This window comes from Candidatus Fukatsuia anoeciicola, assembly GCF_964059965.1.
Classification (GTDB): domain Bacteria; phylum Pseudomonadota; class Gammaproteobacteria; order Enterobacterales; family Enterobacteriaceae; genus Fukatsuia; species Fukatsuia anoeciicola.
The window spans coordinates 39,801-60,444 of the sequence record NZ_OZ060923.1 but is presented as its reverse complement, the minus strand read 5'-3'; the positions used below and the strand labels follow the sequence as shown (position 1 = coordinate 60,444).

The 20,644-nt window shown below is 34.4% G+C and carries 28 protein-coding genes and 2 pseudogenes; all 30 read left to right on the top strand.

Annotation, left to right across the window (positions count from 1 at the left end; genetic code table 11):
- Positions 1 to 570 precede the first annotated feature (570 nt).
- The gene (gene putP / locus AB4W73_RS00295; RefSeq protein WP_367680480.1) at positions 571 to 2,055 is read left to right on the top strand and encodes a sodium/proline symporter PutP; all 1,485 of its coding nucleotides are present in this window, start codon (positions 571 to 573) and stop codon (positions 2,053 to 2,055) included.
- 1,803 nt (positions 2,056 to 3,858) lie between these two features.
- Positions 3,859 to 4,047: a DsrH/TusB family sulfur metabolism protein gene (locus AB4W73_RS00290; RefSeq protein WP_367680723.1), complete on the top strand. Its 189-nt coding sequence runs from the start codon at positions 3,859 to 3,861 to the stop codon at positions 4,045 to 4,047.
- Between the two features lie 167 nt (positions 4,048 to 4,214).
- Positions 4,215 to 4,589 carry a 30S ribosomal protein S12 gene (gene rpsL, locus AB4W73_RS00285; protein ID WP_367680479.1) on the top strand — a complete coding sequence of 125 codons (375 nt, stop codon included), beginning with the start codon at positions 4,215 to 4,217 and terminating at the stop codon, positions 4,587 to 4,589.
- A 97-nt stretch (positions 4,590 to 4,686) separates the two neighbouring features.
- On the top strand, positions 4,687 to 5,157 hold the full coding sequence (rpsG, locus tag AB4W73_RS00280; RefSeq protein ID WP_367680478.1) for a 30S ribosomal protein S7: 471 nt from the start codon (positions 4,687 to 4,689) through the stop codon (positions 5,155 to 5,157).
- A gap of 105 nt (positions 5,158 to 5,262) precedes the next feature.
- Positions 5,263 to 7,398, top strand: coding sequence for an elongation factor G (fusA, locus tag AB4W73_RS00275; protein ID WP_367680477.1), 2,136 nt, complete (start codon positions 5,263 to 5,265; stop codon positions 7,396 to 7,398).
- 71 nt (positions 7,399 to 7,469) lie between these two features.
- The gene (gene tuf / locus AB4W73_RS00270; RefSeq protein WP_367680476.1) at positions 7,470 to 8,654 is read left to right on the top strand and encodes an elongation factor Tu; all 1,185 of its coding nucleotides are present in this window, start codon (positions 7,470 to 7,472) and stop codon (positions 8,652 to 8,654) included.
- A 281-nt stretch (positions 8,655 to 8,935) separates the two neighbouring features.
- On the top strand, positions 8,936 to 9,247 hold the full coding sequence (gene rpsJ, locus AB4W73_RS00265; protein WP_367680475.1) for a 30S ribosomal protein S10: 312 nt from the start codon (positions 8,936 to 8,938) through the stop codon (positions 9,245 to 9,247).
- Between the two features lie 30 nt (positions 9,248 to 9,277).
- Positions 9,278 to 10,012, top strand: coding sequence for a 50S ribosomal protein L3 (rplC, locus tag AB4W73_RS00260; RefSeq protein ID WP_367680474.1), 735 nt, complete (start codon positions 9,278 to 9,280; stop codon positions 10,010 to 10,012).
- A gap of 15 nt (positions 10,013 to 10,027) precedes the next feature.
- Complete coding sequence (gene rplD / locus AB4W73_RS00255) at positions 10,028 to 10,633, top strand: 50S ribosomal protein L4 (protein ID WP_367680473.1); 606 nt, start codon at positions 10,028 to 10,030, stop codon at positions 10,631 to 10,633.
- Positions 10,630 to 10,815 (top strand): annotated as a pseudogene (rplW, locus tag AB4W73_RS00250) (50S ribosomal protein L23); the annotation flags it as partial. The gene rplD and the pseudogene rplW, both read left to right, overlap by 4 nt.
- A gap of 483 nt (positions 10,816 to 11,298) precedes the next feature.
- Positions 11,299 to 11,613, top strand: a complete 315-nt coding sequence (locus AB4W73_RS00245) for a 50S ribosomal protein L23 (RefSeq protein WP_367680722.1) — start codon at positions 11,299 to 11,301, stop codon at positions 11,611 to 11,613.
- An 18-nt stretch (positions 11,614 to 11,631) separates the two neighbouring features.
- Entirely contained in the window at positions 11,632 to 12,459 is an 828-nt protein-coding gene (gene rplB, locus AB4W73_RS00240; protein ID WP_367680472.1) for a 50S ribosomal protein L2, read from the top strand.
- A 17-nt stretch (positions 12,460 to 12,476) separates the two neighbouring features.
- Positions 12,477 to 12,755: a 30S ribosomal protein S19 gene (rpsS, locus tag AB4W73_RS00235; RefSeq protein ID WP_367680471.1), complete on the top strand. Its 279-nt coding sequence runs from the start codon at positions 12,477 to 12,479 to the stop codon at positions 12,753 to 12,755.
- Positions 12,756 to 12,768: 13 nt separating this feature from the next.
- A complete protein-coding gene (gene rplV, locus AB4W73_RS00230) occupies positions 12,769 to 13,122 on the top strand; it encodes a 50S ribosomal protein L22 (RefSeq protein ID WP_367680470.1) in 354 nt (117 codons plus the stop codon).
- 2 nt (positions 13,123 to 13,124) lie between these two features.
- Positions 13,125 to 13,823, top strand: coding sequence for a 30S ribosomal protein S3 (rpsC, locus tag AB4W73_RS00225; RefSeq protein ID WP_367680469.1), 699 nt, complete (start codon positions 13,125 to 13,127; stop codon positions 13,821 to 13,823).
- A 12-nt stretch (positions 13,824 to 13,835) separates the two neighbouring features.
- Positions 13,836 to 14,246 carry a 50S ribosomal protein L16 gene (gene rplP / locus AB4W73_RS00220; RefSeq protein ID WP_367680468.1) on the top strand — a complete coding sequence of 137 codons (411 nt, stop codon included), beginning with the start codon at positions 13,836 to 13,838 and terminating at the stop codon, positions 14,244 to 14,246.
- Positions 14,246 to 14,461, top strand: a complete 216-nt coding sequence (rpmC, locus tag AB4W73_RS00215) for a 50S ribosomal protein L29 (RefSeq protein ID WP_367680467.1) — start codon at positions 14,246 to 14,248, stop codon at positions 14,459 to 14,461. The genes rplP and rpmC overlap by 1 nt, the downstream gene beginning before the upstream one ends.
- Entirely contained in the window at positions 14,454 to 14,711 is a 258-nt protein-coding gene (gene rpsQ / locus AB4W73_RS00210; RefSeq protein WP_367680466.1) for a 30S ribosomal protein S17, read from the top strand. Before rpmC ends, rpsQ begins: the two co-directional genes overlap by 8 nt.
- A gap of 175 nt (positions 14,712 to 14,886) precedes the next feature.
- Positions 14,887 to 15,258: a 50S ribosomal protein L14 gene (gene rplN, locus AB4W73_RS00205; protein ID WP_367680465.1), complete on the top strand. Its 372-nt coding sequence runs from the start codon at positions 14,887 to 14,889 to the stop codon at positions 15,256 to 15,258.
- A gap of 10 nt (positions 15,259 to 15,268) precedes the next feature.
- Positions 15,269 to 15,601: a 50S ribosomal protein L24 gene (rplX, locus tag AB4W73_RS00200; protein WP_367680464.1), complete on the top strand. Its 333-nt coding sequence runs from the start codon at positions 15,269 to 15,271 to the stop codon at positions 15,599 to 15,601.
- 14 nt (positions 15,602 to 15,615) lie between these two features.
- Positions 15,616 to 16,203, top strand: coding sequence for a 50S ribosomal protein L5 (gene rplE / locus AB4W73_RS00195; protein WP_367680463.1), 588 nt, complete (start codon positions 15,616 to 15,618; stop codon positions 16,201 to 16,203).
- Positions 16,196 to 16,519 carry a 30S ribosomal protein S14 gene (gene rpsN, locus AB4W73_RS00190; protein WP_367680462.1) on the top strand — a complete coding sequence of 108 codons (324 nt, stop codon included), beginning with the start codon at positions 16,196 to 16,198 and terminating at the stop codon, positions 16,517 to 16,519. Before rplE ends, rpsN begins: the two co-directional genes overlap by 8 nt.
- Positions 16,520 to 16,551: 32 nt before the next feature.
- Entirely contained in the window at positions 16,552 to 16,944 is a 393-nt protein-coding gene (gene rpsH, locus AB4W73_RS00185; protein ID WP_367680461.1) for a 30S ribosomal protein S8, read from the top strand.
- A 13-nt stretch (positions 16,945 to 16,957) separates the two neighbouring features.
- On the top strand, positions 16,958 to 17,491 hold the full coding sequence (gene rplF, locus AB4W73_RS00180) for a 50S ribosomal protein L6 (RefSeq protein ID WP_367680460.1): 534 nt from the start codon (positions 16,958 to 16,960) through the stop codon (positions 17,489 to 17,491).
- An 8-nt stretch (positions 17,492 to 17,499) separates the two neighbouring features.
- The gene (gene rplR / locus AB4W73_RS00175; RefSeq protein WP_367680459.1) at positions 17,500 to 17,853 is read left to right on the top strand and encodes a 50S ribosomal protein L18; all 354 of its coding nucleotides are present in this window, start codon (positions 17,500 to 17,502) and stop codon (positions 17,851 to 17,853) included.
- 12 nt (positions 17,854 to 17,865) lie between these two features.
- Positions 17,866 to 18,369: a 30S ribosomal protein S5 gene (gene rpsE / locus AB4W73_RS00170; protein WP_367680458.1), complete on the top strand. Its 504-nt coding sequence runs from the start codon at positions 17,866 to 17,868 to the stop codon at positions 18,367 to 18,369.
- 5 nt (positions 18,370 to 18,374) lie between these two features.
- Positions 18,375 to 18,581, top strand: a complete 207-nt coding sequence (gene rpmD / locus AB4W73_RS00165; protein WP_367680457.1) for a 50S ribosomal protein L30 — start codon at positions 18,375 to 18,377, stop codon at positions 18,579 to 18,581.
- Positions 18,581 to 19,054 (top strand): annotated as a pseudogene (rplO, locus tag AB4W73_RS00160) (50S ribosomal protein L15); the annotation flags it as partial. The gene rpmD and the pseudogene rplO, both read left to right, overlap by 1 nt.
- A gap of 6 nt (positions 19,055 to 19,060) precedes the next feature.
- Entirely contained in the window at positions 19,061 to 19,276 is a 216-nt protein-coding gene (locus AB4W73_RS00155) for an uL15 family ribosomal protein (protein WP_367680721.1), read from the top strand.
- A 7-nt stretch (positions 19,277 to 19,283) separates the two neighbouring features.
- Entirely contained in the window at positions 19,284 to 20,615 is a 1,332-nt protein-coding gene (gene secY, locus AB4W73_RS00150; protein ID WP_367680456.1) for a preprotein translocase subunit SecY, read from the top strand.
- Positions 20,616 to 20,644: the final 29 nt, after the last annotated feature.

Sequence of the window (20,644 nt, the reverse complement as noted above, 5' to 3'; positions counted from 1 at the left end):
CAGCGTGTTCTATTTTTATACAAACAATGCATAAAAATGATAAACTGTCAGTTAGTCAGGTTTTTTGACATTTCAAGCCAATATTTATATCATTTTCTACTATAATCATAGTAGTTATTATGAACTATAAAGTTTATAATTAATTTTTCTATTATATTATTTATCTTGTAATGAAAAATGAAAACTCTTAGAAATAAATGTGTTACCTAGATTAATTTTTACATTACTTTTTAGTAAATCTAAAGTTTTATCTATTACATAGTAAAAAATAATAGTTTCATAAAAAACTAATTAGATAACTCTATCAAGAATTAAATTAATAAAGAATATAAATAAATTTTTTGTAATAATTTTATTTATTACTAAATTATATTATATAGTTAAGTATAAAAAAATCAACATAATACCAGAATAGACCTATTATGAAATAATATGAATTCAATGACCTAGTGCTTGACTTCTTAAATTACATATATAAAGGTGGCAAACACTATGTTGCAGATAACTTTTAGCTTTCGTAATAGGTACCTAATAAAGCAAGATATAAATAGATGACTATGGAGACGTTGCATGACAACAAATACACCAATGCTAGTAACTTTTTCAATTTATATTCTTGGGATGATTCTTATTGGATTAATGGCTTATAGGGCAACTAATAATTTTGATGATTATATTTTAGGTGGCCGTAGCGTGGGTAGTGTTGTCACTGCTTTATCTGCTGGCGCTTCAGATATGAGTGGTTGGTTACTCATGGGTTTGCCTGGTACTATTTTTATGTACGGTATTTCAGAAAGTTGGATTGCTATTGGATTAATTATTGGTGCTTATCTTAACTGGAAGCTAGTAGCAGGACGTTTACGTATTCATACTGAAGTAAATAATAATGCATTAACATTACCTGATTATTTTACTAGTCGATTTGGCGATAAAAGTAAAGTATTACGCATAATATCAGCAGTAGTAATATTAATTTTTTTTACTATTTATTGCGCATCTGGAATTGTTGCTGGTGCACGGTTGTTTGAAAGTATCTTTGATATAAATTATCAAAATGCATTATGGGTTGGGGCAGTAGCTACTATTGCTTATACGTTTATTGGTGGATTTTTGGCGGTAAGCTGGACAGATACTGTACAGGCTACTTTAATTATTTTTGCTCTACTTCTAACACCTATTATTGTAATATTATCTGTCGGTGGTATTAACGCATCAATCATGGTGATAGAAGCAAAGAATCCAGCTAATATTAATATATTTAATGGTTTAAATTTAGTAGCAATTATTTCTTTATTGGGATGGGGGTTAGGCTACTTTGGGCAACCACATATTTTAGCACGTTTTATGGCAGCAGACACGCATCATACTATTCATAATGCAAGACGTATTAGTATGATTTGGATGATTTTATGTCTAGCAGGCACTATTGCTATAGGTTTTTTTGGTATTGCCTATTTTGAAAATCACCCTGAACTAGCTAGTAATGTATCTCGTAATGGAGAGCGAATATTTATTGAACTAGCTAAATTATTATTTAACCCATGGGTTGCTGGTATAGTTTTATCTGCAATTTTAGCCGCAGTAATGAGTTCACTAAGTTGTCAGTTATTAGTGTGTTCAAGTGTAATAACAGAAGATTTATATAAAGCATTTTTTCGTAAAACTGCTAGCCAAAAAGAATTAGTTTACGTAGGTCGTTTTATGGTATTGTTAATTTCATTGGTTGCTATTATGCTAGCAGCAAATCCAAATAACCGTGTACTTGGTTTAGTTAGTTATGCTTGGGCTGGTTTTGGTGCCGCGTTTGGACCAGTCGTTTTAATCTCTGTGATTTGGTCAAGAATGACACGTAATGGTGCACTAATTGGTATTATAGTTGGTACGATGACCGTTATTATTTGGAAACATTTTGGTTGGTTAAATCTATATGAGATTATTCCTGGTTTCTTTTTAGCGAGCCTCTCTATTATTATTATAAGTCTTATGGGAGCAGAACCTTGTAAAAAAATTACATCACGTTTCTATAAAGCAGAAGTAGAATTTAAAACAGTCTAGTTTATTTACTTACTATGCTTCTACAAATGGGAAGCATAGTAAGTATTTTTTATATAAATAATTAAATAAAATTATAATTTTTCTGATACTTAATAACATGTACTATGCATCTAGTATAAGTAATCAGGTTATCTGTCATGCATTAAAGCATATCAAATTTTTCTATAAAAATTTAGCATAAACTCTATAATTTATGCTTTAGTAACTAGAATGTGTACTAATTTATTAGGCATCCTTAATTAAATATCAATTAATAAATTTTTAGTAACTATAAATAAATTTTGCTTATATGCTTACTAATTTTATCTAAATTAATTAGTGAAAATAGTTAGGATTACTAATAAAATAGAAGAGTTAAAATTAGCACCACACTAAAAAATAATAATATCATAAAAGCTAATTATAAAAGTACTCTGGTTGATGGTGCTAAATTTAATAACTCTTATAAACGTAGTAAGATAACTTTTTATATCTTAATAGCATAATTCTTAGTGAATATGAGGTATCAAAAAACTGGGAAAGAGTTAAAACTACTTTAATAATCCTACCTGATTTAACATGTAGTAAAAATAGTATTCTAGCTAGCATCTCTATTAAATTTACACTAATATTTAAGATAGTACTATCAGATATATTCTCTATAAGAATAAAAAATAGAAAAATCTTAATGCTTACTAAGTAACTGTTATAAACATTATTGTGTTTAAAGTTATAATCTTTTTACACTATAAATTTCATGAGGTAGTCAAAATATTTTATTTGAATTATTATTTATTAGTTACTAGTCCTTACATATAGACACTTAACAAGCTAGTAGTACTTATCAATTTATGTAAGCACTATTAATTACAGGTTATCAATTAGCTAGTATTTTTTATCGCTAATAGGCATTGAATGCGAATCAATTAACAGCACCGGTCACAGATGAATTTAATCTTGTATAAGAGCATGACAAAAGTTATTTCGTGGTAAAAATAATACTTAACGTCTGCATAGCAGTGGCATTATGGCGTAATATTAGCAATAAAGTGGTACAGGATAATCTTAGTATACTGCTAGTTTATAATCTAATTTTATATTTAGCAGTTTGGGTGTATTAGCTGAAATATTATGGATCTGTGATCGCATAGTGCAATTTTAATTTTAATATATAACTTAATAATAAAAAAATTAATTCAGTCGCTTTTGTTTTTACATGATCAACTCATAATTCTATCGTAGATAGAGAAAAGTTAGATGCACTATTTGCTAATTTAGTGTTAATGGATAATACAGATAGAATTGTTATTTTTCTTTATTGTTAATAACGTGTTATAGCTATCATCATAAATAATAACTAAAAAATTTTTAGTTTAAGACTATATTACTATTTTTTAGTATACTATCATTATATAATATAAAAATACTATCTATGCAAAACTTTATTAAAGCAACATAGACTTAATATTGATAACAAATAGATTATTAATGATATTATCTTATTGTTTCTAATAGATTTGAGCCTTCAACTAAAGATTTATGATATTAAACTAATATTTTAAAAACCTATTCTAAATCTCTTATATTCGTTACTATTTTATAAAAAATATACTAAATACTATGTACTCTATTTTATATGCAATAAAAGAATAGGATATATTATATCTGTGTTTTTTCTTTTAAGCACAGCGAAAAGATTTATAATAAGACTCTAAAGTTATTAATCAGGATAGGATGCTAATATAGTGTATAGTATTAGTTATTTTCCATATTAATGTAATTTAGTTTCTCTATTAAGGTAGTAACACTATAGGATAATATCTTATTTTTATAGGATGGCGTAATAGTTTTAATAAAAAGAATATAGTTTATAAATTAATATTAAGTCAATTAAAAAATCTGTTTGTGCTGGAAGATGATTTAGTAATACAAGACTTACATTATCAAATTACAGATTATATTAAGGTAATTAACTATAATACTTTCATTAACCTTACTATTAAACATTATTAATATTTAGATGGTAAGCATAATAAGATACAATAATCTAGGTAATATTGTATATTTCTTGACTCCTTGTATTGTCAGCCATAAAATTTTACGTTCTCTTAATTTGCCAGTTATGCACAGGGAGAATAATTTATTATCATTTATAAAGAAAGCTAGGAGTTTATTTAATAATGACAACGATTAACCAGTTAGTTCGTAAGCCACGTAGTAGTAAAATTATAAAAAGTAATGTTCCTGCTCTGGAAGCTTGCCCGCAAAAACGTGGGGTTTGTACTCGCGTATATACCACTACACCAAAAAAACCTAACTCTGCAATGCGTAAAGTATGTCGTGTACGTTTAACTAATGGATTTGAAGTAACTTCTTATATTGGTGGCGAAGGCCATAACTTACAGGAGCACTCAGTAGTTTTAACTCGTGGTGGTCGTGTTAAAGATTTACCTGGTGTTCGTTATCATGTTGTTCGTGGAGCGCTTGATTGCTCAGGGGTTAAAGACCGTAAACAAGCACGTTCTAAATATGGTGTGAAAAAACCTAAATCTTAATGGTACTTCGTTAAGTAAGGCTAAATATTATTATTCTAATATTAAAATAAACTCACAGAATTTTGGACAACCCTGAATTATCAACGGAGTTATTATCATGCCACGTCGTCGCATTATTGGCCAACGTAAAATTTTACCAGATCCTAAATTTGGATCTGAGTTATTAGCTAAATTTATTAATATCCTGATGGTAGATGGCAAGAAATCTATTGCTGAAGCTATCGTCTATAGTTCGCTAGAAAATCTAGCACAGCGTTCTAGTAAAAATTATTTAGAAGCTTTTGAAATAGCGTTAAATAACGTACGTCCTACAGTAGAAGTTAAATCGCGCCGCGTTGGTGGTTCTACTTATCAGGTACCGGTTGAAGTCCGTCCGGTTCGCCGTAATGCTTTAGCAATGCGTTGGATTGTTGATTCTGCACGTAAACGTAACGACAAGTCAATGGCTTTACGCTTAGCGAATGAATTATTTGATGCAGTAGAAAACAAAGGTGCCGCTATTAAAAAACGTGAAGATGTTCATCGTACAGCTGAAGCTAACAAAGCATTTGCTCACTACCGTTGGTAATTTTAGTACTATTCGTTAATTACTAAGCAGGAATATACTAACCATGGAAATACTATAGTAGCAAGTTTAGTATATAGGTTAACCTGAACCTTTAGGAGAAATTACATGGCTCGTAAAACGCCCATTGAGCACTATCGTAATATTGGTATTAGTGCGCATATCGATGCTGGTAAAACAACTACTACTGAACGAATTTTGTTTTATACTGGTGTGAATCATAAAATCGGTGAAGTGCATGATGGAGCGGCAACTATGGACTGGATGGAACAGGAGCAGGAACGAGGGATTACAATTACTTCTGCTGCTACTACCTGCTTTTGGTCTGGCATGGCTAAACAATTTGCATCTCATCATATTAATATCATTGATACTCCAGGACATGTTGATTTTACTATTGAAGTAGAACGTTCCATGCGCGTTCTTGATGGTGCAGTAATGATTTATTGTGCTGTTGGTGGTGTTCAACCGCAATCTGAAACTGTATGGCGTCAAGCGAATAAATATAAAGTTCCACGTATTGCGTTCATTAATAAAATGGATCGTATGGGCGCTAACTTTCTACGTGTTATTAAGCAATTACGAGATCGTTTAAATACAAATCCAGTACCAATTCAATTAGCTATAGGTGCAGAAGATAATTTTACTGGTGTTATTGATCTAGTAAAAATGAAAGCTATTAACTGGAGTGATCATGATCAAGGAGTCACTTTTAAATATCAGGATATCCCATTCGATATGCAAGCATTAGCTAATGAATGGCGTGAATATTTAGTTGCAGCGGCCGCTGAAGCTTCAGATGAACTGACAGATAAATTTTTTACTGATAGTAATTCTCTAACAGAAGAAGAGATTAGAAAAAGTTTACGTGATCGAGTATTAAAAAATGAAATTATTTTAGTTACCTGTGGTTCTGCATTTAAAAATAAAGGCGTACAGGCTTTACTAGATGCTATTATCGAATATTTACCAGCACCTACTGATATTCCAGCAATTAATGGAACATTGAATGACAATACTCCAGCTGAACGTCAATCTAGTGATAAAGAACCATTTTCTGCATTAGCTTTTAAAATTGCTAGTGATCCCTTTGTGGGAAATCTTACTTTCTTCCGTGTTTATTCTGGCGTAGTTAAGTCTGGTGATATGGTATTAAACTCAGTAAAAGAACAGCGTGAACGCTTTGGCCGTATTGTGCAGATGCATGCTAATAAACGTGAAGAAATTAAAGAAGTATATGCAGGTGACATTGCCGCTGCTATTGGTTTGAAAGATGTCACAACAGGTGAAACTTTATGTGACTTAAATCCTAATAGTATAATTATTCTTGAACGAATGGAGTTTCCTGAACCTGTTATTTCTGTTGCTGTAGAACCAAAAACTAAAGCTGACCAAGAAAAAATGGGTATGGCTTTAGGACGTTTAGCGAAAGAAGATCCATCTTTTCGTGTAAGAACTGACGACGAATCAGGCCAAACTATAATTTCTGGTATGGGTGAATTACATTTAGAAATTTTAGTTGAACGAATGCGTCGTGAATTTAATGTAGAAGCAAACGTTGGTAAACCTCAGGTTGCTTATCGTGAAACTATTCGAGCTACTGTTGAGCAAGAAGGAAAACACGTAAAACAGTCTGGTGGTCGTGGTCAATTTGGTCATGTATGGTTAAAAATTGAACCTTTAGTAAAAGATGATAATGCAGAAGTAATAGATAACAAGTTAAACTATGAATTTGTTAATAATATTGTTGGTGGTGTTATTCCTAAAGAATATATACCAGCAGTAGATAAAGGTATTAAGGAGCAGTTAAAGACAGGTATTTTAGCTGGTTACCCCATTGTTGATGTTAAAGTTACTTTGTTTGATGGCTCTTATCATGAAGTAGATTCCTCAGAAATTGCGTTTAAAATTACAGGTTCTATGGCATTTAAAGCTGCTTTTATGAAAGCAAAACCAGTTTTATTAGAACCAATTATGAAAGTTGAAGTTGAAACACCAGAAGATTACATGGGTGATGTTATTGGTGACTTAAATCGTCGTCGTGGTATAATCGAAGGCATGGAAGATACAACTACTAGTAAGATTATTAGCGCTAAAGTGCCATTAGCTGAAATGTTTGGTTATGCTACTGATTTACGTTCTCAAACTCAAGGGCGTGCTTCTTACTCCATGGAATTTCAACAGTACGATGAAGCACCGCATAATGTAGCTTGTGCTATTATTGAAGTTCGTAATGCTAAATAATATTACAATTTTAAAAAAAATTTAGATTAAGTGTTCTTTCTTTAAGAAAATACTAGAGTGAGGAAATAATCGTGTCTAAAGAAAAATTTGAACGTAAAAAGCTCCACATTAATGTAGGTACTATTGGCCATGTTGACCATGGTAAAACTACTCTAACTGCCGCTATTACTTCAGTATTAGCTAAAACGTACGGCGGTACTGCTAGGGCGTTTGAGCAAATAGATAACGCGCCAGAAGAAAAAGCACGAGGTATTACCATTAATACTTCTCATGTTGAATACGATACCCTAATTCGTCATTATGCACACGTTGACTGCCCAGGACATGCTGATTATGTAAAGAATATGATTACTGGTGCAGCTCAAATGGATGGAGCAATCTTAGTTGTTGCCGCAACAGATGGCCCAATGCCACAGACACGTGAGCATATTTTATTAGGTCGCCAAGTTGGTGTTCCTTATATGATCGTGTTTATGAATAAATGCGATATGGTTGATGATGAAGAGTTACTAGAATTAGTTGAAATGGAAATTCGTGAACTTCTTACTCAATATGAGTTTCCGGGTGACGATACGCCAATTGTAAGAGGATCAGCACTAAAAGCATTAGAAGGTGAGGAAAAATGGGAAGCAAAAATTATTGAACTTACTAATTGTTTAGATAACTATATTCCTGAACCAAAACGTGATATTGATAAACCATTTCTATTACCAATTGAAGATGTATTTAGTATCGAGGGTCGTGGTACGGTAGTAACTGGTCGTGTAGAGCGAGGCATTATCAATAAGGGTGATGAAGTAGAAATAGTTGGTATTAAAGATACAATTAAGAGCGTTGCTACAGGTATTGAGATGTTTCGTAAATTACTTGATGAAGGCCGTGCAGGTGAGAATATTGGTGTCTTATTGCGTGGTATTAAACGTGAAGAGATTGAACGTGGGCAAGTCTTATGTAAACCAGGTAGCATTAAACCTCATACTATATTTAAAGCAAAGATTTATGTTCTTACTAAAGAAGAAGGTGGTCGTCATACCCCTTTTATCAATAAATACCGTCCGCAGTTCTATTTCCGTACTACCGATGTAACTGGTGCTATTGAACTACCAGAAGGTGTAGCAATGGCAATGCCAGGTGATAATATTGAGATGGAGATTACCTTAATACATGCGATAGCAATGGATGAAGGGTTACATTTTGCGATTCGTGAAGGTGGTCGTACTATTGGTGCTGGTGTTGTTGCTAAGATTATTCAATAACATTTAAACATTAAAAGGGTACAGAGGTGCCCTTTTAATGTTTTATTATAAAGATTATTAATACTAACTTGTTTCCTATTAAAGTTTGTGTATAGTAGCATTACTTTGCTAGGCCTTAGTGAGTTATCAAGTTAGTTTAAACTCATTATTTTAATATTATCAGCAAATAAATACTCCCGACAGAGGAGTTATATATTAAATGACTGCACTCTTCTTCTTATTAATTAAAAAATAAGAGTGATAGTTGTTTGCTTTTTATAAATTATTGGAGCTCTGGTCTCATGCAGAAACAAAGGATTCGTATCCGCCTGAAAGCATTTGATCATTATTTAATCGATCAATCAACAGGAAAAATCGTCGAGACTGCAAAACGTACTGGTTCGCGAGTTCGTGGGCCAATCCCATTACCAACCCGTAAGGAGTGCTTTACTATTTTAACTTCTCCGCATGTTAATAAAGACGCACGCGATCAATATGAAATTCGTACTCATGAGCGCCTGGTTGATATTGTTGAGCCAACTGAGACAACTATTGAGGCCTTAATGCGCCTCGATCTAGCTGCCGGTGTCGATGTGCAGATTAGCTTGAGTTAATCAGACCATTGAACGATTGAGGTTAAAATAATGATTGGTTTAGTTGGTAAAAAACTTGGCATGACACGTATCTTTACTAAAGAAGGTGTCTCAATTCCTATAACTGTTATTGAAGTGGAAAATAATAGGATCACTCAGGTTAAAACTTTAGATACTGATGGCTATTGTGCTATTCAAGTTACTACTGGTAGTAAAAAAGCAAATCGTATAAATAAACCTACGGCAGGACACTTTACCGAAGCTGGTAAAGTAAAATTAGGTAGAATGGTAAGTAAAAAAGCGCGTAAAACACGTAAAACACGTGAAGATGCGCGTAAAAGAATGAGTTTAGAAACAGGTGAAAAATTAGGTGTAAAAGCAGGTCGTGGTTTATGGGAATTTCGTTCTACAGAATGCCATGAATATGCTGTTGGTAATGAAATTAGCGTCAAAATTTTTATAAATATTAAAAAAGTTGATGTTACTGGAACATCTAAAGGTAAAGGTTTTTCAGGTACAGTAAAACGCTGGAATTTCCGTACTCAAGATACCACTCATGGTAACTCCCTATCTCACCGTGTCCCAGGTTCCATCGGTCAAAACCAAACTCCAGGTAAAGTATTTAAAGGTAAAAAAATGGCCGGTCAATTAGGTAATGAACGTATAACTATTCAAAACCTAGACTTAGTACATATTGATGTAGAACGTAACCTCTTGCTAGTTAAGGGCGCTGTACCAGGAGCAACTGGTAGCAATTTAATTATTAAACCAGCTGTTAAGGCGTAGCGTCAAGGAGATAAAATGGAATTGGCAATAAAAGACGCATCAGGTGTACTGACTGTTTCCGAAACTACTTTCGGGCGTGATTTTAATGAAGCGCTAGTGCATCAGGTTATTGTTGCTTATGCAGCAGGATCTCGCCAAGGTACTCGTGCTCAGAAAACCCGCGCTGAAGTAGTAGCTTCGGGTAAGAAACCATGGCGTCAAAAAGGAACAGGTCGTGCGCGAGCAGGTTCCGTTAAAAGTCCTATTTGGCGTTCTGGTGGTGTTACTTTTGCTGCGAAACCCCAGGATCATAGTCAAAAAGTAAATAAAAAAATGTATCGTGGTGCGATGACATGTATCTTGTCAGAACTTGTGCGTCAGAATCGTTTGATCCTTGTTGAAGAGTTTTCTATTATAGCACCTAAAACTAAGTTATTAGTACAAAAGCTTAAAGAAATGGGCATAAAAGATGTATTAATTATAACTAATATAATTGATAAAACATTATATTTGGCTGCTCGTAACTTATATAAAGTTGATGTTTGTGATGCTACGAGTATCAACCCAGTTAGCCTAATTACTTTTAATATAGTAGTAATAACTACTGATGCGTTAAAGCGCGTTGAGGAGATGCTAACATGATTCCTGAAGAGCGTTTACTAGAAGTATTACGCGTTCCATTAGTATCTGAAAAGGCAACTGTAGTAATGGAAAAAAATAATACTATTGTTGTTAAGGTTGCTAAAAATGCGACTAAAACAGAGATTAAAGAAGCAGTAAATAAATTATTTTTTAGTACTTACGAAGTAACTTCTACTCAGGTTAATACAGCAGTAAATAATCTAAATTTCTTAAGTAATACAGAAATCATAGCAGAACTACACAAATTATTCGCAGCTACAGGTGCATTTAAAACAAAAATTACTATTATTATAAATGAGTTATTCAAAAAAACTAAAGAAAAAGTAACTGAAACAGAAGTTAAAACAGAAACCTATAAATTATGTAAAATTAGAAAAGCACCTAAAATAGGAATCGACAATGCTTTGGAAAAACTATTTCTTAATGTTAACAGTATTAATAAAATAAGTTTTCAAAAAAGCTTATTGCATAAACAAATTAAAACTGAAAAAGAAATTTTAAAAGTACTAGAAGATCTATTTTCTAGAACTAAATTTATAACTAAATCAGAACTAAAAGCTTTAATAGACAATATATTTATAATACCCAGTGAAATAAAAATTAATACTGTAATTAGTAAGTTATTTGAAGCTCGCAAAGCGCTTAAAGTAGAAACTAAGACTGCGATGAATGAATTATTTTCTAAAGCTGAATCTAAGACTAAACCAGGATTTAGAAAATTTTTAATAGATTTAGATAAGCTAACAAAAAAAGAAGTAAGAGACTCAAAATCAATTAGGTATACCGGTTTGCTAAAAACAAAACTTAATGTTGTAATTAATAAATTATTTGAAAGTAAAGTTAAAGATGTAAATACTTTACTAGTTAAAGGTAAAACTAAGCGTCGGGGTCAACGTATAGGTCAGCGTAGTGATTGGAAAAAAGCTTATGTCACCCTTAAAGAGGGCTACAGGCTAGATTTCATCAATGACGCAAAGTAAATCGAAGGAGAGTAAACAATGGCACTACTTGTTAAATGCAAACCTACATCTCCGGGTCGTCGTCATGTTGTTAAATTGGTTAGTCCTGAGTTACATAAGGGTAAGCCCTATATTTCGCTACTTGAAAAATTAAGTAAAAGTGGCGGTCGCAATAACCAGGGTCGTATCACTACTCGTCATATTGGTGGTGGCCATAAGCGACATTATCGTCTTATTGACTTTAAGCGTAATAAAGACGGTATTCCTGCTAAGATTGAACGTTTAGAGTACGATCCGAACCGTTCTGCTAATATCGCGTTAGTTTTATATTCAGATGGTGAACGTCGTTATATTCTAGCCCCAAAAGGTCTAGTAGCAAAAGATACAATCCAATCGGGTATTAATGCCGCAATTAAATTAGGAAATACTCTACCTATGTATAATATTCCAATGGGATCAAAAGTTCATAACGTAGAGATGAAACCAGGTAAGGGCGGTCAATTAGCGCGTTCTGCTGGTGCATATGTTGAGATTGTTGCGAGCAATGGCCCTTATGTTACTCTACGTCTACGTTCTGGCGAAATACGTAAGGTTTTATCTGCTTGTCGTGCTACTTTAGGTCAAGTTGGTAATACTGAACACATGTTACGTCAATTAGGTAAAGCAGGAGCTAGTCGCTGGCGCGGTATTCGTCCTACTGTTCGTGGTACAGCAATGAACCCAGTAGATCATCCACATGGTGGTGGTGAGGGGCGTAATTTCGGTAAACATCCAGTAACCCCATGGGGTATTCAGACTAAAGGTAAAAAAACACGTAGCAATAAACGTACTAATAAATTTATAGTATATCGCCGTAATAAAAAGTAATTATTAGAGGATAAGCCATGCCACGTTCTCTCAAGAAAGGTCCTTTTATAGACTATCATTTGCTGAAGAAGATAAAGAAAGCGGTGGAAAATAGAGATAAAAAACCAATTAAAACTTGGTCCCGTCGTTCAACAATTCTTCCAGAAATGGTTGGCTTAACCATCGCTATCCATAATGGTCATCAGCATATTCCAGTATTTATTTCCTCAGAAATGATCGAGCATAAATTAGGTGAATTTGCATTAACCCGTACTTATCGCGGCCATGTAGCCGATAAAAAAATTAAAAAACGCTAAAGTAGGAGGAGAGATGGAAACTATTGCTAAACATCGCCATGCTCATTCTTCTGCCCAGAAGGTTCGTCTTGTGGCGGATTTAATCCGCGGAAAGAAAGTATCGCAAGCTCTAGAGACTTTAATTTATACCAATAAAAAAGCAGCTAATTTGGTTAAAAAAGTATTAGAGTCTGCTATTGCTAACGCAGAACACAATGATGGTTCTGATATTGATGAGCTTATGGTTGCAAAAATTTTCGTAGATGCAGGTCCTAGCATGAAGCGTACTATGCCACGTGCAAAAGGTCGAGCAGATCGTATTCTAAAGCGTACCAGCCATATTACTGTGGTTGTGTCCGATAATCGACGAGACTTTGTTGGAGACTAGTAATGGGTCAAAAAGTACATCCTAATGGTATTCGGTTAGGTATTGTTAAGCGCTGGAACTCTACTTGGTATGCAGATACTAAAGAATTCGCTATTAATCTAGATAGCGATTTTAAAGTTCGTCAATTTTTGTATAAAGAACTGGCAAAGGCATCTGTTTCTCGTATAGTTATTGAACGTCCCGCAAAAAGTATTCGGGTAACTATTCATACAGCTAGACCAGGAATTATTATTGGTAAAAAAGGTGAGGATATTGAAAAATTACGTAAAATGGTAGCGGATATTGCTAGCGTACCAGCGCAGATTAATATTTCAGAAATTCGCAAACCAGAATTAGATGCAAAATTAGTAGCTGATAATATAACTTCACAGTTAGAACGTCGCGTTATGTTCCGTCGTGCAATGAAGCGTGCCGTACAGAATGCTATGCGTCTTGGTGCAAAAGGTATTAGAATTAACGTTAGTGGTCGTCTTGGTGGTGCTGAAATTGCGCGTACTGAGTGGTATCGTGAAGGTCGTGTTCCGTTACATACATTACGTGCAGATATTGATTATAGCACATCTGAGGCGCATACTACTTATGGTATTATCGGCGTTAAAATTTGGATCTTTAAAGGTGAGATCTTGGGTGGTATGACCGCTATTGAACAACCAGACCAAACTGCTCAGCCTAAAAAGCAACAGCGTAAAGGCCGCAAGTAAGGAGAATCGCTGATGTTACAACCAAAACGCACAAAATTCCGTAAGATGCAGAAGGGTCGTAATCGTGGTCTAGCACATGGCAGAGATATTAGTTTCGGTGAATTTGGCTTAAAGGCTTGCGGTTGCTGTCGCATAACAGCGCGTCAAATTGAAGCAGCTCGTCGTGCATTAACACGTGCAATTAAGCGTCAAGGTAAAGTTTGGATTCGTATATTTCCTGATAAACCAATCACTCAAAAACCACTAGAAGTACGAATGGGTAAAGGTAAAGGTAATGTAGAGTATTGGGTAGCTTTAATTAAGCCAGGAAAAATGCTATTTGAAATGGCTGGTGTTTCTGAAGATATTGCTCGTCTAGCATTTAAGCTCGCGGCAGCAAAGTTACCTGTTAGAACCACGTTTGTAACTAAGACGGTGATGTAATGAAAGTGAAAGAGATACATAAAAAAAGCATTACGGAGCTAAACACTGAGCTACTTAGTTTATTGCGTGCACAATTTAACCTACGCATGCAAATAGCTAGTAATCAGTTAAAGCAAACTCATCTGTTAAAACAAGGACGGCAACAGATCGCACGTATTAAGACTTTACTAACCAAAAAGACTAAAGAGGCTAAAAAGCGGGTGCATTATGACTGAAAAAAAGATCCGTACGAAGCAGGGTCGTGTAGTAAGTGATAAAATGGATAAATCTATTGTTGTTACTATTGAGCGAATGGTAAAGCATCCAGTTTATGGTAAATTTATAAAACGTACAACAAAATTACATGTACATGATAAAGATAATGAATGTAGTATTGGTGACATAGTAAAGGTCCGTGAATGCCGTCCACTATCAAAGACTAAATCTTGGATACTTGTTAAAATTGTAGAAAAAGCAATTCTTTAATTTATATTGCTACTTAACAAATTAATTTAAAACGTATTATTTATTTTGTCTACCTATAATCTAGTAGCAATGTTATAATATTTTATCTTAATTTACTAGGTCTTAACTAGTCTATCTCAGGCTCTAATGTGTCTATTTAGGTCTAAATAATAGTTGATATTAGCGGAGTATTAATATGATCCAAGAACAGACTATGCTAGTCGTAGCCGATAACTCTGGTGCACGTCGCGTGATGTGTATCAAGGTTCTTGGTGGCTCACGTCGCCGTTACGCACACATTGGTGACATCATCAAAATTTCTATCAAGGAAGCGATTCCTCGCGGAAAAGTAAAAAAGGGTGATGTAATGAAAGCGGTAGTTGTGCGCACTAAGAAGGGTGTACGTCGTCTTGATGGTTCTGTCATTCGCTTCGATGGTAATGCTTGTGTTATATTAAATAATAGCAGTGAACAACCAATTGGTACCCGTGTTTTTGGTCCTGTCACTCGTGAACTACGTAGTGATAAGTTCATGAAAATTATTTCTTTAGCACCAGAGGTACTATAAGGAGTGAACTATGGCAACAAAAATTCGTTATAATGACGAAGTAATTGTACTTGTTGGAAAAGATAAAGGTAAGCGTGGTAAAGTATTGAATGTTTTATCTTCTGGTAAAATTATTATTAATGGTATTAATTTTATTAAAAAACATCAAAAACCCGCTCCAAACCAGAAGCAGCCAGGTGGTATTCTTAAAAAAGAGGCAGCAATTCAAGCTTCTAATGTTGCACTGATTAACACAGAGACAGATAAGGCTGATCGCGTGGGCTTTAGATTTCAAGAAGGTAAAAAAGTGCGTTTCTTTAAATCTAATGGCAAAACTGTTCCTAGTAAAAAAATTAGTAAGTAATTTGGAATAATACGATGGCAACACTTCATAATTGCTACAAAAAAAAGATAGCCCCAGAATTAAAAGTTAAGCTTGGTTACAGCTCTATTATGGAAGTTCCTAGGATTAAAAAAATTACCTTAAATATGGGCGTTGGTGAAGCTATTTCTGATAAAAAATTATTAGATAGTGCAATGAATGATTTAGCAGCTATTTCAGGCCAAAAGGCATTAATAACTAAAGCTCGTAAATCAATTGCAGGATTCAAAATTCGTCAAGGTTATCCAATCGGTTGTATGGTAACCCTGCGCGGTAAACGTATGTGGGGGTTTTTTGAGCGTCTTATTTTTATTGCTATACCTCGTATTCGTGATTTTCGTGGTTTATCTACTAAGTCATTTGATGGTAATGGAAATTACAGTATAGGGGTGCATGAGCAAATTATTTTTCCAGAAATTGACTATGATAAGATTAATCATATACGTGGCTTAGATATCACCATTACTACTACTGCAAAATCTAATAAAGATGGTTATGAGTTACTAGCTGCTTTTAAATTTCCATTCCGCGATGATTTCCTATTTCCAACTTGCAAGGAAGGTAAGGTTATAACCTATGGCTAAGCAATCATTAAAAGCACGTGAAATAAAACGTTTAGAGTTAGCTATTAAATATCAAAAAAAACGCGTGGAATTAAAAAGTATTATTGCTAGTAAAGGAAAAGCATCCGAAACGCATTGGAGCAATGAAGAGCGCTGGGCTGCTGTTCTTAAACTACAAACCTTACCACGTGATTCCAGTCCATCTCGTCAGCGTAATCGCTGTCGTCAAACTGGTCGTCCGCATGCTTATCTAAGAAAGTTTGGCTTAAGTCGCATGAAAGTCCGTGAAACCGCAATGCGCGGTGAAATACCGGGCCTCAGAAAGGCTAGCTGGTAATCACCTATTAAGAATCACTGGAGCAAAGATAAATGAGCATGCAAGATCCAATCGCAGATATGTTAACTCGTATCCGTAACAGTCAGGCTGCAAACAAAGTAATAGTTACTATGCCTTCCTCTAAGCTAAAAGTAGCTATTGCTATAGTTCTAAAAAAAGAGGGTTTTATTAATAATTTCTGTATTACTGGAGAATCTAAACTCACCTTAGAACTAGAGCTTAAGTACTTTGAAGGAAAGCCAGTAGTAGAAACTATTCAACGCATTAGTCGTCCAGGTTTGCGTATCTATAAGAAAAAAGATGAACTACCAAAGGTTATGGCTGGTTTAGGTATTGCTATTATCTCTACCTCTCGAGGTATTATGACTGATTATGTAGCTCGTAAAGCTAAAGTTGGTGGTGAGATTATCTGTTACGTAGCTTAATTTGGGAGGAAGAATGTCTCGTATTGCAAAATTACCCGTTATTATTCCTGCCAATATAGAGGTAACACTCAATAGTCAGGTTATTTCAATTAAGAGTAAAAATAGCGAGCTAACTCGTATAATCCATAGTTCTGTTATTATTAAGCATGAAGAAAATACATTATTTTTCGCTTCATATGAAGGTGCTATAGAAGGTTCAGCACAAGCAGGTACTGCTCGTGCATTAGTTAATGCTATGATTCTTGGTGTAACTAAAGGTTTTACTAAGAAGCTACAATTGGTAGGTGTAGGTTATCGTGCTAAAATTAATGACAACAAAATAAACTTAACATTAGGTTTTTCTCATCCTATTGAATACAAGCTTCCAATTGGTATTACTGCTGAATGTCCAAACCAAACTGAAATCGTGCTAAGAGGCGCTGATAAACAGGTTGTTGGTCAGGTTGCAGCAGATCTACGTGCCTATCGTCGTTCCGAGCCTTATAAAGGTAAAGGTATCCATTATAATAATGAGATCATGCGTACTAAAGTAGCTAAGAAAAAATAAGGTACACTATGGATAAAAAAGTAGCCCGTATCCGTCGTGCGACCCGTACACGACGTAAATTAAAAAAACTAGGCGCAACTTGCTTAGTAGTGCATCGCACCACACGCCATATGTATGCACAGATTATTAATTCAAATAGTTCTAAAGTTTTAGTAGCAGCCTCTACAGTAGAGAAAGTTATTAAAGAACAATTAAAATATACTGGTAACAAAGATGCAGCAGTAATAATTGGCAAAGTAATTACTGAACGCGCGTTAGCAAAAGATATACAGAATGTATCTTTTGATCGTTCTGGTTTTCAATATCATGGTCGAGTTAGGGCATTGGCAGATGCTGCCCGTGAAGCTGGCCTTTGGTTTTAAGGTAAAAATAAAATGGCTCATACTGAAAAACAAGCTGGTGAATTTCAAGAAAAGCTAATTACGGTGAATCGTGTATCTAAAACTGTAAAAGGTGGTCGTATTTTTAGTTTTACTGCACTTACAGTTATAGGTGACGGCAATGGTCGCGTTGGTTTTGGTTATGGTAAAGCACGCGAGGTTCCGGCAGCAATCCAAAAAGCAATGGAAAAAGCACGACGTTCTATGATTAAAGTTCCATTAAATAATGGAACTCTACAGTATGCTATTAAGGGCACTCATACGGGTTCTAATGTATTTATGCGACCTGCTTCTGAAGGTACTGGCATCATTACTGGTGGTGCTATGCGCTCTGTTTTAGAAGTTGCAGGGGTTCGTGAAGTATTATCTAAAACTTATGGTTCTACTAATCCAATTAATGTAGTTCGTGCAACTTTTGCCGCCTTAAAAAGAATGAAATCTCCAGAAATGGTTGCTGCAAAGCGTGGTAAAACTGTTGAAGAAATTCTAGGGTACTAATAACCGTGATAAAAACTATGATTAAAATAACCCAAACTCGCAGTTCTATTGGTCGCTTACCTAAACACAAGAAAACACTCATTGGTTTAGGACTACGTCGTATTGGTCATACTGTAGAGCGCGAAGATACCCCTTCCATACGCGGTATGATAAAACAGCTTTCTTACATGATAAAAGTTATTAAAAAAATCAATGTTGAGGAGAGCAAATAATGCGTTTAAATGCTCTGTCTCCAGCTAAAGGAGCAAAAAACATACCAAAGCGTGTAGGTCGCGGTATTGGTTCTGGCTTAGGTAAGACCTGTGGTCGTGGTCATAAAGGTCAGAATTCGCGATCTGGTGGTGGTGTGCGTCGTGGTTTTGAAGGAGGCCAGATGCCTCTACAGCGTCGTTTGCCAAAGTTTGGCTTTATTTCTCGTAAAGCTAGATTTATAGCAGAAGTTCGTCTTTCCGAACTGTTATCAATAGACACTAATATAATCGATTTAAATACATTAAAAATTGCTAATATTATTAATTCTCAGATTAAATCTGTAAAAATTATTATGTCTGGTAAAATTAATCGTGCAATAATTTTACGTAGTCTATATGTTATCAAACATACTCATGAAGAGAGTATGGGAGATTTGCGCGTTACTAAAGGTGCCCAAACTGCTATTGAAGCCGCTGGTGGTAAAGTTAAAAAAACTGTAATTGCAGAAATCAATTTATTCAGGCTAGCTAAAATAGAAGGTAATATCATTAATTTAAGTATACTAAAAGCAGCTAATATTGTTAATACTGAAGTTGAATCTGTGAAAGTTGTATTACCTGGTAAAATTAATCGCGCAATAACTTTTTATGGTTTACGTGTTAGTACTAATGCCCGCACTGTTATTGAAGCAGCTGGTGGTAAAATTGAGGAATAAGTAACAGATGACTAAGCAACCAGGACTAGATTTTCAAAGTGCTAAAGGTGGATTAGGTGAGCTAAAACATAGACTACTATTTGTTATTAGCATACTTGTTGTTTTTCGTATTGGCTCTTTTATTCCAATTCCTGGTATTAATGCTGCTATACTTGCTAAATTACTTGAACAACAGAGTGGCACCGTTATTGAAATGTTTAATATGTTTTCTGGTGGCGCTCTTAGTCGTGCTTCAATTTTTGCCTTAGGCATTATGCCATATATTTCAGCATCAATTATTATTCAATTATTAATGTTAGTTAATCCTGTATTAGCAGAGATAAAGAAGGATGGTGAAGCTGGTCGTCGAAAGATTAGTCAATATACTCGCTATAGTACGTTAGTATTAGCTATATTCCAATCGATTGGCGTTGTTACTGGATTACCGAATATGCCTGGAATGCAGGGTTTAGTACTAAATCCTGGTTTTGCTTTTTATTTCATTGCTATTGTAAGCCTAGTTGCTGGAACTATATTTCTTATGTGGCTAGGTGAGCAAATTACTGAACGAGGCATTGGTAATGGAATTTCGATTATAATCTTTGCTGGTATTGTAGCAGGATTACCATCAGCAATAGCCCATACTATTGAGCAAGCTAGACAAGGTGATTTACATTTTCTTTTATTACTGTTAGTTATGATATTAGTATTTGCAGTTACTTTTTTTGTTGTTTTTATCGAACGTGGCCAGCGGCGTATTGTTGTTAACTACGCAAAACGTCAACAAGGTCGTCGTGTTTATGCAGCACAGAGTACACATTTACCATTAAAAGTAAATATGGCTGGAGTTATTCCAGCAATTTTTGCTTCTAGCATAATTTTATTCCCTGCAACTATTGTTTCTTGGTTTGGCGGTGGTACTGGCTGGAATTGGTTAACAACTATTTCAATGTATTTGCAACCAGGGCAACCGCTTTATATATTACTATATGCATCAGCAATTATTTTTTTCTGTTTCTTTTATACTGCATTAGTATTTAATCCTCGTGAAACAGCAGACAACCTAAAAAAGTCTGGCGCATTCATCCCTGGTATCCGCCCAGGAGAACAAACAGCTAGATATATTGATAAAGTAATGACGCGCCTTACCTTAATTGATGCTATTTATATTACTTTTATCTGCTTAATCCCTGAATTTATGCGTGATGCAATGAAAGTACCTTTTTATTTTGGCGGCACTTCACTATTAATTGTTGTAGTGGTTATCATGGATTTTATGTCACAAGTACAAACTTTAATGATGTCAACTCAATATGAGTCTACATTGAAAAAAGCAAACCTAAAAAGCAATAATAGTTAGTTAGATAGAAATCTTAAGAAGCGAAGTGG